We start from the raw sequence: 13,278 nt of genomic DNA, 5'->3' as shown, positions 1-13,278 counted from the left end.
TGCAGGGGCGATCATAGCATCGATGCGCACGTGTCAGGCCTTGATCGTTCGCTCGACCATCGGCAGCTTGATGAGGTATCGCACCCCCCAAGGGTTGAACTGCCGGTCGATTGTTGCATCGAGTTCGTAGGCCAGCGTGCGCTGGACAAGCTCGGTGCCGAATCCTGTGCGGCGCGGTGAGGTCGGCAAGCCGCTCAGCCCGCTTTCCTCCCATTCGAAAATCAACGTCCGGTCGTCGCCATCGTTCACGATCTTCCAACTGATCGCGATCTTGCCTTCCGGCACAGAAAGAGCGCCGTATTTCACCGCATTGGTGGCAAGCTCGTGAATGGCCAGTCCCATCGTCTCAGCCGCCTTCGGCTGCAACCCGAGTTGCGGGCCCTCGATGGACACCTGGTCGCTTTCGCGCGCGGTTGCGGCAAGCAGCGTGTCGGCAACAAGCAGGCCGAGATCGATGCCGGCGGTTGGATCGCGCGTCACTGCCGCCTGCACGCGCGCGAACGCCCCGATGCGGCCATCGAGATGCATCGCATAGTCCTCGACCGTTTCGCTGGTCTGGGCGGTACGCCGTGCGATGGAACGTATCACGGAGAGCGTGTTGCGCACGCGATGCTGCAATTCCGCCGTCAGAAGCTGCTGGTGCTCCTGCGCCTGCTTCAAGGCGGTCCAGTCATGGTTGATGCCGCCGATGCGCTGCACGTGCCCCTCATTGTCGAACATGGGAAAGGCAGTACTGCGAAGCCATCTGATCTGTCCGTCCGAAGGACGACGGATGCGATATTCGAACGCGACGCGTTCGCCGTTGCGCGCCCTTTCGTGATTGAGCCATGCGTCTTCCCGATCCTCCGGCACAATCAGGTCGGACCATGAGGCAACATGCGTTTCGCCAAGCATGGACTCGCGATCCACGCCATAGACCTTCTCAAAAGCCGGGCTGAGGAATTCGCACTCCATCGTCGCGGCATCCCTGATCCACAGCACATCGGAAGACGCGTTCGTAAACTGGCTGAGGCGTTCTTCGCTCTGGCGCTGGGCGGCCTCCGCGTTCGTGCGCTCCATTGCTGACCAGGTACGCTCGCCGACCTCTTCCGCGAGAATGATTTCGGCTGGCGTCCAGCGCCTCGGCGTGAGGCTGTGAACGCCAAGCGCTGCACCGCTTTGGCTATCCTTGGTCAGCATGACCGCGATGAATGCGCTGACGCCTGCATCACGATAGGCGCCGAGGTCCGCATCCGAAAGCTGCGGATCGTTTGCGACATCGTCGACCACGACCGTTTCTCCGCGTCGCCAGGCTTCGGCGAGCTTGCTCCCATACAGTTCCACAGGAAAACGCCCCGTGATCGAGGGTGCGTTGTGTGTGTAATCGTTCTGGATATAGGCCGCACCGTCGACAATCTCGGCATAGGCCACGCGATTGGCCGAAAGCCGCTCTCCGAGCAGCCTGGAAGCCACGCGCTGGATCTGGTCGGGTTCCGACACAGCGCGCAAGGCATCGCTCAGGCGCAGGAGAAAGGCGTGGCGCTCCTCGCTTTCCCGCAGCGCTGCCTCGATGCGCTTTCTGTGAGTGATGTCGAGCACCGCCCCAGTCATTCGCGCAGGTGTCTGGTCCTCGAATTCGACCTGCCCGGTAATGGCCAGCCAACGGACAGTACCGTCCGGCAGACGTATGCGGATATCCTCCTGAAGCACGCCGTCGCCATCGGGATGGCACGCGCGCGCCACCGCGGCGCTGTAGCGCTTTCGGTCCTCCATCACGATCTTGTCCATGCGTTTCGGATCGAGCGACAGCACCGCGTCCCAAGCAACACCGAACAGCGACCGCATCTGGCTGTCGGGCTCGGCGCGCTCCTCTCCTATGTTCCAGACGAATGTGCCCATCTGCGCCGCGTCGAGCGCCGAACGCAGGCGCTCCTCGCGGTCACGCAGGACAGCTTCGGCCTCGATGCGCTCCGAGATATCAATCAACACGGCGAGAAACGGCGCACTGGCTCCTTCGCCTGCAATGCGATGCAGGCGCACCTCGACGCGAACATTGCCGCCGGCGCGGTCGAAGTCGACCTCAAGCGATTGCTCCTTGCCGCCTCGCGCGATGGCCGCGAATGCATCGAGCAGCGTCGTGCGGTTTGACGGCGCGGCCAGATCGGCAAGCGGCCTGCCAATCAGGTCCTCGGCCTCGCGACCCAGTATTCGGGCGATGGCTCCGTCTGCGCTGGCAATGCGCCCATTGGCTGCAAGGCCCGCCAGGCCGACCGGCGTTCCTGCCGGGTAAATGCCCTTTTGAGGATCAGTCATTGGCATCGAGGTGCGCCCCGTCACGACCAAGGTGAAGATAGTTCGGATTAAACATAGCCTGCCGCATCAGCGCATCCAGATCGTGGATGACCAGACGCTTGTTGTGAAGCGTAATCAGTTCGGCCGAACGCATCTGCTGAAGCGTGCGGTTGACGTGAACGGTGGAAAGGCCGGTTGCGTCTCCCAGTTCCGCCTGCGTAACCGGAAACTCGCAACTGTTGCCCTGCGCGCGTCCCGCGCTCTGCTGGCGCAGGAATATCTCACAGAACAGGTGCGACATGCGTTCCACCGCATCGCGCTGGCCGAGGTTGATTGTCCATTCGCGCTGGATCGCCAACGAGACGAGATTATCCCACCACAGCGCCTGGGACAGGCGCTGCGAGGTATTCATGAGGCTTTCAATGCTCTCGCGCGAAATGTCGGCGATCAGGACTTCCGTCAACGAGCCGATCGAATGATCCATTTCCTTGAGAATGAACACGTTCAGGTCGCAAATGTCGCCGGGAACGAAAAATCCGACAATTTGCCGGCGTCCGTCTTCGAGGTATTTGTAGCGACATGCCCACCCGTCCACGATCAGCTGCACGCCGCCCGGCTTGTCACCTTCGCGAATGATGTCCTCGTGAGGTCCGATCCGCCTGACCCTCTCGCTACCCGCGCGCTCGAGCGCGCGCTGGTCCATTGCTGACAGCTTTACAAAGTTTTGTAATTTGCGAATGAGTGCCTGGGACACAGATCACCTGGTGGACTGTGGGCCTTCAAAATGAGTAGCCCGTCGTAAATCTTACTCTATTCACATAGGTTAGTTTCTCAAAATGGATGCATGCGTAGACTGCATCATACGGGGTTTGGGTTAATGGGCGCTGATCTTGTGACGGGCGTACTGCGCGGAAAATTCGTTCTCGTCATGGAAGACGAGTATTTCATCGCCGACGATATTGCGAGGGCGCTCACCGATTCCGGTGCGCAGGTCGTCGGACCGTTCGGGCATGTGCAGCAGGGAATTGCCCGGCTGAAGATTGATCCCAGGATCGATCTGGCCGTGCTCGACATTAACCTGAACGGTGCGAAGGTCTTTGATCTGGCTGCTGAGCTTCAAGAGAAGGACATTCCTTTCATCTTCGCGACCGGATACGGAAATGATTTCTTGCCCGAGCGCTTTGCCGATACGCCGCGTTGGGAAAAACCTTTCGACATCACATCTCTTGCCCGGACGCTTGCCAGGCTGTCGGGGGCGCGCTGACCGGCTGCATAGCCGGCAATATCGGTTGAGTACCGATCTACGCCGACGGGTGAAGATCGAAGGCGGACGATTTCGCAATATCCTTTGGACGTAAACGGACTGGCCATGTTTCCCCGGCGCGATCGTTCATGCCTGCTGCATGCATGGGCAGTTCTGCGCAAAAAAAATATCACAAAATATTAACTTGGGAGAATTTCGTTGCGTGTTTTGGTCCATCGGGGAAGCGTGTTGCGATTGGGAAATAAATCCGAAAACTCAAGGCGGATTGATGTGTGTTAATGCGGAGGTGATAGGAAGTAGTTAAATCAGCTTAAATCAAGGTGCATGGGGTTAGTTGCTGACTACGGAAATACGGGCGGGGCGGTAAGTCAAATACGGCGTTAAGCCGAACAATTCGCACATGGTATCCATACGGTTCTGGCGATGTTGCCTTGGGTTGGCGGCGGCGCACGTCAGAATGCTGCGCATTGTCATATCGCTTCTCCTTCTTTGTGCAAAACCAGCGATCAAAAGGGGTAAGGGCTATGGGCATCGCAAACACATCCACACTGAAGTCGGGCGACGTACTTTCGATGTCGTCCATGCAGGCAAAGCAATTCGCGCTTCATCATGACTATGACCGCATGCTGGCGCTGATCGATCCGCGTGCTCTGGATCGCGAGTGCTTCGCGCAGAGCCTTCGTTCGCATGATGCGACGACGGAGATCACGCCGTTTGCGTCGATCCAGGACTGGAAGCAGGCGCGTGATCGTCACGCGCAGTTTTCGGCGATCCTGTACAATATCGGCGGTCGGCGCGTGACCGACCCGGCTGTCGGCGAGGAACTGGCGAAGCTCGCGGCGGAGTTCAAGTCGATCCCGGTGATCGTGCTTGCCGACACGGACGATCTGGCGCAGATCCTGAAGGCGCTCGAATACGGCGCTCGCGGCTATATCCCGACCTCGGTCGGCATCAGCGTGTGCGTCGAGGCCATCAGCCTCGCCCTTGCAGGCGGCGTGTTCGTTCCCGCCAGCAGCGTGCTCGCGATCCGGCAGGTTCTGGAATCAGGCAGCGAAACGGCGCGCCACATGGCCGGCATGTTTACGGCGCGCCAGACGGAAGTCGTCGAGGCACTGCGCCGCGGCAAGGCGAACAAGATCATCGCGTACGAGCTCAACCTGCGCGAGAGCACGGTGAAGGTTCACATCCGCAACATCATGCGCAAGCTGAAGGCCACCAACCGCACGGAAGTCGCCTGCAAGATCAACGATCTGTTTCCGAGCGATCTCACGGCGGCCCGTCGCTGACTTTCGAATAGATTGGTCACAGAGAAATGGCCCGGATGTCCGGGCCATTTTTTTGAATTGCATAGTTTGGCCGAGAATGTTCGGCCTTCAGCCAACGGGGCGTTTGGCCGCCGCGATCATGGCTTCCATGCGCGTTGCCAGAACATCCGCCTGCGGACCGACGATAAAGTCGAAGTGGTTCCCGTTCAACGGCACGACGTTGAGCTTGCCATCGACGTAATTGCGCCAACCATATTCGGGATCGACTTCCAGCATCATCCGTGTGGTGACGCCCTGCGCCTGCGCAAGAAACAGCGTGAGATCACCCTTGTAAGGGCCCGGCCTGTAGCGTGCTTCGAGGTCCCACCATGCGCGCGACAATTTGCGCAGACGCGCATATTCAGGGCGTAGCTGGCCGTAAATGTTGAGCAGCCATCCGGATTCGAGCTTGTCGCGAAGCTTCAACTTCGCGCGAGAGAGAAAAACACCGATGCCGTCTTCGGCCAGCGACTGGATTTCGCGACGCAATCGGTCCGATGCGGGGACTTTGACCTTCTCCGCGAATTTCGGTGCATGCATGTCGAGAACGCCGATGAAGTCGACGCGCTCGCCTGCGACCTGAAGCTGTCGCGCCATCTCAAACGCGGCGTAGGAGCCTCCCGAATAGCCCGCGATAAGATACGGCCCCTCCGGCTGATGCCTGCGAATGTTGGCCAGATGGTCCGCCGCCGTTGCCTCGAAAGTTTCGTGAAGATTGTGACCCATCACGCCACGCGTCTGGAGGCCGATCAGCGGCCTGTATTTTCCGACGGCTTTTCCAAGCTCCAGCAGATTGTTCACATTGCCGCCAATGCCTCCGACAATGAATAGAGGGCGCTCGTCATTGCCGGGGCCTGGATGGATCACGGCCGTCGTGTCCCACGGCGAATCTTCAAGTTTGCCGGAATGAAAGGCGACGGGCGAAGGCGTGGCAATCCTCTCTGCCAGCATCTTTCCGAGACTGCGGATCGTCGGGTGAACAAGCAATGTTGCAATGGGAACGTCGACGCCAAGGCGCGATTTCACAGCGGCGAACATTTTCACCGCCATCAAGGAATGACCGCCGAGCGCAAAATAGTCTTCGTCCACGCCTATGGACGGGATGCCGAGCAGCCGCGACCAGATCTGGTGCAACTCGTTCTCGATCTCGGTTGCGGGCTTCTCGCGCGCCTCGCTGACCGGCTCCCAGGGCAGCGCTGCCAGCGCCGTACGGTCGGTCTTGCCGTTGGGGTTGAGCGGCATTGCCTTCAAGGCGTTGATCCGCGCCGGAACCATGTAGTCCGGCAGCCGCTTCCCTAGCTCGGCTCGCAGGGCGGATGCATCGAGCATCGCCCCGTCACGACCGGTCACGAACGCGACGAGACGTGTATCGCCCTCGGCATCCGGTTGCGCCACCACCACAGCCTCGGCAACGCCCGGCAGGGCCGCGAGATTTGCCTCTACCTCGCCCAGTTCGACGCGCGCGCCGCGAATCTTGACCTGATGGTCCATGCGACCCCGGAACATCAGCCGACCGTCCGCAAGCCAGTTTACCCTGTCGCCTGTCGCGAACATGAGCGCGCCCGGCGTCTCGCTGAACGGGTCGGAAATAAAGCGCTCCGCCGTGAGGTCGGGCCGATGCAGGTACCCGCCTGCGAGCACATCGCCTCCGACATAAAGCTCGCCGGCCTCACCATCGGGAACAGGCTTGCGGGATTCGTCGAGCACGTAGAGCCGCGAATTGTCGATGGGTTTCCCGATCGGCACTTCATCGGTGTCAAGTACCGAGACGATTTCGCAGGTCACGTCCGCCGCTACCTCGGAGGAGCCGTAGAGATTAACCAGAACCACGCCGGGCGCTGCATCCAGCACCTTTTGCGCAAGTGTTTTCGGCAGTCGTTCTCCCGAGGCGAACAAGAAGCGCAGGTGTGGTGCGCTGCCGGTGATATCGATGCCCGCTTCAAGAATAGTTTTGAGCAGCGAAGGCACCACCAGGAGCCGCGTGACCTTATAGGTGCCGAGCGTTGCAAGCAGCGCTGCCGGATCGCGCACGGTGGCGTTGCCGATGATGACCTGGGGAACACCTGCAAGAAGCGGCCCGAAAATCTCCCAGACGGAATCGACAAAGGAGATAGCGGTTTTCTGGCACATCACTTCGCCTGGCGCGAAAGGGAAGGTCCGCCACATCCAGACAAAACGATTGACGGTCGCAAGATGCGTTCCCATCACCCCTTTGGGCTGCCCGGTCGAGCCGGACGTGTATGCGATATAGGCGGGAGAAAGCGGGTTCGTTGAAACGACAGGGACAGGGGCCGCGGCCTCTATCTCAGCTTCGTCGAGGTCGTCCAGCGTCAGCGCGTTGGCATAACCCAGGCGTGTTGCGATGATCTCCGTCGTCAGGATTGTGGTCGCACGGCTGTTTTCGGCGATGTAGCGCAGGCGCTCGGCCGGATTTGATGGGTCAAGCGGCAGATAAGCCGCGCCAAGCCGCATCGCGGCCAGCATGGCGGCAACCATCAGCGTCGATCGCTCTAGCGACACGCCAACCACGTCGCCGGGCTGCACACGCTTCGAAATCAGGCGGCGCGCGATGGTGTCGACAAGCCGGTCGAGTGCGCTATAGCTGACGGCCTCGTCACCATCGATCAGGGCAACGGTATCGGGATTTGCGGAAACCTGTGCGGCAAACAGCGTCGCGAGCGTCGCGTCGCGCGGAAAGTCGACGACCGGGCCGATTCCGAATGCGTTCTGCTTCGCCGGAGCCTTGCTCCGTCGTTGAGGGCGCCGCGTCGCCGTCTTGGACAAATCGGTCAGTGGCATGGAATCCATCGTCACTCCGCGCTGATACCTTTTGTTCTTTGGCCATCGGCAAACATCCGTGCTGCCCGGCAAACCTAACCATCCAGCCTGCACACTATTCGAATTGGGTGCTCGCAAACAATTCTGTCGTCAGGCCAGCCGGACACCATTCTTTGCCACCCTCGGCCATCATTCGGGTGTATGCATTCGTCAATATGGGTACGCATTCTTCTATTCCTCCGCGAGAACAGGCCGCATGAGCGCCACAGTGCTGAGCCTTTTTGAGTTTGAACTCGGCGATCCACGTCCGCAGGATATCGAATGGCTGTCGCCGGATGAGAGGGAGCACGCCGCCCGTTTCAGCGCAAAGGAGGCGCGCGTCCTTTTCATTGCCGGACGGATCGGGCTGCGGCGCGGCCTTTCCATGGTGATGGATCGCCACCCCGCCGCAATCGAGATTACCCGAAATGCGTGGGGCAAGCCCGAGGTCTCAGGGGGGCCGCAGTTCAATCTTTCGCATTCGGGCAACTACGCGGTCCTTGTTGTTGGCGGTGCCGCACCATTGGGAATCGATGTCGAGGCGAAAGGTCGGTTGACCATGCCGGAACTGGAGATCGTCCTTTCCCCCGAAGAGATCGATGCGACACGGACGACCCCAATAGACGAACAAGGAAGGTTGCGGCTCTGGGTGCGAAAGGAAGCGGTTCTCAAGGCATGGGGGAAAGGTTTGTCCGTCGGTCCCCGCCTTGTGTCCATCGGCTTCGGCGACCCGGACTTTGAAACGGCGCAGGTGGTCCGCTGCGCTGATTCGGATGGGCAGAAGGTGTTCAGCCGGCTCGACCTCGAATTGGGTGAGGGACGGACATCAGCGCTGGCGCGTCTCGGCAGCGGCGAATTTCGATGTGAACGAATCGGCTTGCCGCGAGATCCGAAGCGGTGACCTTCGCTGCGCCCGTATTTCCCGTCGGACAAGCGGCCACGCACGCCCAAGCGTATAGGGAACGCTTCGGTGTGCGTGACCGCTCGATTGCGCGGGGCGAGGGCGCGTTATCTCAAAGGCCGGTGCCGCGAAGTACGACCAGGGGCGTCATGACCAGAATGCGCATGTCGGTGGCAAGGGAAAGTGCCCCCGCATAGCGATTGTCGTAGATCGCCCGCTCGGCAAACGTGGTCTGGTTCCGCTCGCTGATCTGCCAAAGGCCGGTCATGCCGGGCCGAAGCTCGAAATAGGCGGTTCCCGGATACTGCTGGCGCTGGTCCGGGCACATCGGTCGCGGACCGACCAGACTCATATCGCCGACAAAGACGTTGAAGAGCTGCGGAAACTCGTCGATTGAGTATTTGCGCAGGAAACGGCCGATACGCGTGATGCGCGGATCGTTCGCCAGCTTCTGGTGTGCATCCCACTCGGCCTTCGCCTCGGGGTTCTGTTCCAGATAGGAGGCCAGCACCTTGTCGGCATTCGGCACCATTGTACGGAGCTTCCAGATAAGGAACTCCTTGCCGTTCTTGCCGAGTCGCGGCTGCGAGTAAAATGGACTGGCTCCATCGCGACGCACCAGCATCGCACACAGACCAACCAGTGGTACAGCCGCCGGCGCCATGGCCAGCGTAACTGCAATATCGAATGCGCGCTTGACCGCAGGATAAATTGACCACCGGCGTCCCGTGCCCGAAAGCTGGGATACCGCATGCAACTCCAGCGGAAGTGTCCTGGATTCTGCCCCCGACATATAATGCCCCAAAATCAAATAAGCCCGACATGCAGTCTCAATATATTCGGGGCGTCGAGCAATAGACCGTCCATAGATAATAGTTACTAGTTGAGGACATGTCTTGCGTATTATTCAGGTTGCACTAGGTATATACAGAGAATAGCTGTAAGTATATTTTGGCAATACATTACTGCACGTTTGCATAATGGCAGATGGTTGTCGAATAGGTGAGCTAGCCGATAGAAGGGTAGCCATCATCCAATGGTGGAAGCAGTGCGATGCGGCTCTGGAAGATGCGAATAGACGCCGTCGAGCGCTCATAGAACGTCGCGCCGGTCCGTCCGTTCGACACATCCGCTTCGGGGACCTCTACGCGCAGGATGCGATTTCGCGCGACCTCTTGTGCTGCAACTGGATAATTGCGCGGAAATCTGGTTGCATATCCTCACGATGGCGGTCGGACGTGCAAGCGACGTGACACAGGCGGTACCTGGCGGACTTGCCAGGGTGAGGGTGGTTACCCAAACGGCTTAATCCGTTTGCTCCTAATCGCCCATATCAAGCCTATCAGCGATCTAGTCTCTCGCTGTCTGGCGTGAAAGATCGGTGCAGGGTTTCAAACGGGCAGATTGGGCAAACGGGCTTATGGGAGATATCGATCTCAAATTCTATGCATCATTGCTGTTGCGCAGGCTTCCGATTCTTGTCGGAGCGGCGGCAGTGTGCACTGTGCTGGCAGTGGCCGTCGCGCTTCTGATTCCAAAGACATATGAGGCAAGCGCGCGTCTGGTGGTCGAAGCGCCCCAGATCCCTGCGGAAATGGTTCGCACCACTGCCCCGACCAATGCGGTCGAGCAGTTGCAGATCATCGAGCAGGAAATCATGACCCGGGACACCTTGCTCGGGCTTGCGAAGCGCCACGGCGTCTACGACGCCTATCTCAAGGTCGACGAAAACGACATCGTCGATGACATGAGCAGCCGGCTTCGGTTCAAGCAGCTTGAACTCGATTCGGCCCGCGACAGCGCAGCGACCGTTTTCAGCATCTCCTTTCGTTCCAAGAGCCCGGTTCAGGCGGCAGACGTCGTCAACGATGTCGTTTCGTTGGTGCTGGAACGTAATGTTCGGCTGAGGACGGAACGCGCGGCGGACACGCAACGGTTCTTCAATCAGGAAGTGGACCGTCTCAGCCGTGAACTGGCGGGACTGGACAAGCAGATCCTGGAATTCAAGAACGCGAACAAGGACGCGCTTCCGGACAGCCTGGACTTTCGTCACAATCAGCAAAGCAGCCAGCAGGAACGTCTTGCGATGCTTGAACGGGAGGAAGCCAGCCTGCGCAGCCGTCGTGAAAATCTCGTGCAGATTTTCCAGCAGACAGGTCGCGTGGCAACTGGCCCTGTGTCGCCCGAGCAGCAATTGCTGGATGACCTGAACAGGGCTCTGTCCGAGCAGCTTTCGATCTTCTCGGAAGACAGCCCGAACGTGATGAGCCTGCGCAAGCGCATCGCCGATCTTCAGAAATCGCTCAAGGAAAAGAGCGAGAAGGGCGAGGGCAAGAAGGGCATGTCGGAACTCGACCTGCAGCTTGCCGATGTCGACGAGCGGCTCCAGTTCCTGACCAATGAGAAGGCGTCGATCCGCAAAAATCTGGAACACCTTGCGGAGACCATTGCCGCGACACCAACCAACGAGACGGCGTTGAACTCGTTGGTTCGGGCGCGCGACAACACCCAGTTGCAGTACAATACTGCTGTCGCCAAGCTGGCCGAAGCCTCAGCGGGCGAGCAGATCGAGCTTCACGCAAAGGGTGGGCGACTGGCAGTCGTTGAACGTGCCGTTCCCCCCGTCGATGCAGTCAGCCCGCGCCGGAAACTTATAACGGCGCTCGGTCTGGTGGGCGGTGGTGGCCTTGGCTTTGCCTTTATCGTGCTGATGGAATTGCTGAACAGAACCGTTAGACGCCCGAGCGAACTTGCGGCGATTATTCCTGGGCAGCCTTTTGTGACGCTGCCTTACATTCCTCAGCCTGGCGAGCAGGTCCTGAGCGACTTCTGGCAGGGCTGGCACAATGCACAGCAATTCTTGCGCACCCTGAGCGCGCGGCTTCCATGGCCTGCGACGGACAGCGCCGGTCTGGAAAGCAGGTAAGAGACAATCATGCTCAACATTCAACTTGCGCTTCAAAAGGCAAAGAGCAATGCCACCGATCGGTGGCGGCAGTCGGCATCACCCGTGCCGAGGCAGCCGACGCCTGTGCCGCCGACTGCGCCTTCATCTGCGCCGGCGCCGGTCCACCCGCTCCCCGTCGCGCGTCCTCTTGACGGCCAATGGACGAACCTGCCGAGCTGGGCACCGGACCAGCGCCTGCTCAAGCAGAATCGCGTGGTTACGCTTGACCATTCGGATCCGGCGCGCGGCTCCTTCGACATGCTTCGCACCAAGATACTTCAGGAAATGCGCCAGAACGGCTGGAAGACGATTGGCATCACCTCGCCGACGGCGGCGTGCGGCAAGTCGACCGTCAGCGCCAATCTCGCCTTTTCATTGTCGCACCAGACCGATTGCCGGTCGGTTCTGATCGACCTCGATCTCCGCAGGCCGTCCATCGGCAAGACCATGGGGATGACCCAAACTCCGTCGATCGAAGACTTCTTGACGGGAAACGCCGGTATCAACGACACCTTCGTGCGCTTCGGATCGAATCTCGCGATCGCGGCGAACAGTCGACCCGTGACGCATGCGTCGGAATTGTTGCAGGGCGCCGCTGCGAAATCGGCTCTGGCGTCGATGCAGAGCCGGCTTGCGCCGGATGTGGTGCTTTATGACCTGCCGCCGATGCTCGCCTTCGACGACGTGCTGGCGTTTGCACCGAGCGTGGATTGCGCTCTCATCATTACGGCGGCTGAAATGACCACCGGAGCGGAAGTCGATCTCTGCGAATATGAACTTTCGCAGCGAACCAAGGTGCTTGGAGTCGTGTTGAACAAGTGCCGCTACACTCCTGAAAAGTATGGGTATTGATAAATGTACGAGGCTCGTGTGACGCAGGCGCCGCAACGGGATGCCGGGCAAGATCCGGCTGCCGCTCTGAACTCCTATCTCATCTATGCGCAGTTTTTTGGCCTGCGGGAACGTCCGTTCAGCCTGCTGCCCAATCCCGACTATCTCTACTGGACCGAAGGCCACACGCTTGCCTTCGCCATGCTGGAATATGGCCTGGTGACCTTTGCACCGATCACCGTCATCACGGGTGAGGTCGGCGCTGGCAAGACGACGCTGATCCACCATCTGCTGCGATCGATCCCGCGCGATCTTCGCGTCGGCCTGATTTCCAACGCGCAGGCGGATCGCGGCAAGCTGATCGACTGGGCGCTGCATGCGCTCGGCGAGGAAACCGACACGCGCACGTCCTACGTGAAGCGCTTCAAGCTGCTCGAGGAAATCGTCCGCAACGAATATGACAGCGGGCGCGGCACGGTGCTGATCGTCGATGAGGCGCAGAACCTGTCGCGCGCCATGCTGGAAGAGCTGCGTTGCTTCTCGAACATGAACGGCTCAAATGAGGAAATCCTCCAGATCGTGCTGGTTGGACAGCCGGAACTGCGGCGCATGATCAGCGAGCAGCGCATGCCGCAGTTCGCGCAGCGTGTCTCGGCCCAATTCCACCTGACCGGCATGCCCGAAACGGCAATCGGTGCTTATGTGACCCATCGTCTCAAGGTTGCAGGCGCGGACCACGAGATATTCACGCCGGACACGTTTGAGCCCATCTACAGGGCAAGCCGGGGCCTGCCGCGCATCATCAACCAGATTTGCGACTATGCGCTGGTGTATGCCTTCGCGCAGGAGCGCCACACGATCGACGCCGCTCTGATCGAAAGCGTCATCGCGGATCGACGTGCGCAATCGCGGCCAAGCCAGGGTCCGGTCGGCTGAAACCGGT

At 59.8% G+C, this 13,278-nt stretch carries 10 protein-coding genes; 6 read left to right on the top strand and 4 right to left on the bottom strand.

Going from position 1 to position 13,278, the window contains the following annotated elements:
• Nucleotides 1–33 precede the first annotated feature (33 nt).
• Complete coding sequence (locus tag M9924_00660) at nt 34–2,292, bottom strand: PAS domain-containing protein (GenBank protein MCO5062905.1); 2,259 nt, start codon at nt 2,290–2,292, stop codon at nt 34–36.
• Nucleotides 2,285–2,974, bottom strand: a complete 690-nt coding sequence (locus M9924_00655) for a Crp/Fnr family transcriptional regulator (protein ID MCO5062904.1) — start codon at nt 2,972–2,974, stop codon at nt 2,285–2,287. The genes M9924_00660 and M9924_00655 overlap by 8 nt, the downstream gene beginning before the upstream one ends.
• Before the next feature lie 174 nt (nt 2,975–3,148).
• On the opposite strand from M9924_00655, the gene M9924_00650 reads away from it, so the two are divergent.
• Both M9924_00650 and M9924_00645 read left to right on the top strand, forming a co-directional pair.
• On the top strand, nt 3,149–3,535 hold the full coding sequence (locus M9924_00650) for a response regulator (GenBank protein MCO5062903.1): 387 nt from the start codon (nt 3,149–3,151) through the stop codon (nt 3,533–3,535).
• Nucleotides 3,536–4,107: 572 nt separating this feature from the next.
• On the top strand, nt 4,108–4,821 hold the full coding sequence (locus M9924_00645; GenBank protein ID MCO5062902.1) for a response regulator transcription factor: 714 nt from the start codon (nt 4,108–4,110) through the stop codon (nt 4,819–4,821).
• Nucleotides 4,822–4,908: 87 nt separating this feature from the next.
• On the opposite strand, the gene M9924_00640 is transcribed toward M9924_00645, so the two are convergent.
• On the bottom strand, nt 4,909–7,647 hold the full coding sequence (locus M9924_00640; protein ID MCO5062901.1) for an amino acid adenylation domain-containing protein: 2,739 nt from the start codon (nt 7,645–7,647) through the stop codon (nt 4,909–4,911).
• A 226-nt stretch (nt 7,648–7,873) separates the two neighbouring features.
• Here M9924_00640 and M9924_00635 point away from each other — a divergent pair, with 226 nt between their 5' ends.
• The gene (locus tag M9924_00635; protein MCO5062900.1) at nt 7,874–8,557 is read left to right on the top strand and encodes a 4'-phosphopantetheinyl transferase superfamily protein; all 684 of its coding nucleotides are present in this window, start codon (nt 7,874–7,876) and stop codon (nt 8,555–8,557) included.
• A 112-nt stretch (nt 8,558–8,669) separates the two neighbouring features.
• Here the strand turns inward: M9924_00635 and M9924_00630 are convergent, their stop codons facing one another.
• Nucleotides 8,670–9,350 (bottom strand): sugar transferase, encoded by a 681-nt coding sequence (locus M9924_00630; protein ID MCO5062899.1) that lies wholly within the window; start codon nt 9,348–9,350, stop codon nt 8,670–8,672.
• Between the two features lie 588 nt (nt 9,351–9,938).
• Here M9924_00630 and M9924_00625 point away from each other — a divergent pair.
• From M9924_00625 to M9924_00615, 3 genes are read left to right on the top strand one after another with little or no spacing between them, the layout of a single operon-like run.
• Nucleotides 9,939–11,483, top strand: a complete 1,545-nt coding sequence (locus M9924_00625) for a Wzz/FepE/Etk N-terminal domain-containing protein (GenBank protein ID MCO5062898.1) — start codon at nt 9,939–9,941, stop codon at nt 11,481–11,483.
• Nucleotides 11,484–11,492: 9 nt separating this feature from the next.
• Nucleotides 11,493–12,356, top strand: a complete 864-nt coding sequence (locus tag M9924_00620; protein MCO5062897.1) for a P-loop NTPase — start codon at nt 11,493–11,495, stop codon at nt 12,354–12,356.
• 3 nt (nt 12,357–12,359) lie between these two features.
• On the top strand, nt 12,360–13,271 hold the full coding sequence (locus tag M9924_00615) for an AAA family ATPase (protein MCO5062896.1): 912 nt from the start codon (nt 12,360–12,362) through the stop codon (nt 13,269–13,271).
• Nucleotides 13,272–13,278: the final 7 nt, after the last annotated feature.

It is taken from the genome of Rhizobiaceae bacterium (assembly GCA_023953835.1).
Classification (GTDB): domain Bacteria; phylum Pseudomonadota; class Alphaproteobacteria; order Rhizobiales; family Rhizobiaceae; genus Mesorhizobium_G.
Note: the sequence above shows the minus strand (reverse complement) of the source record. Positions and strands in the feature narration are given on the sequence as shown.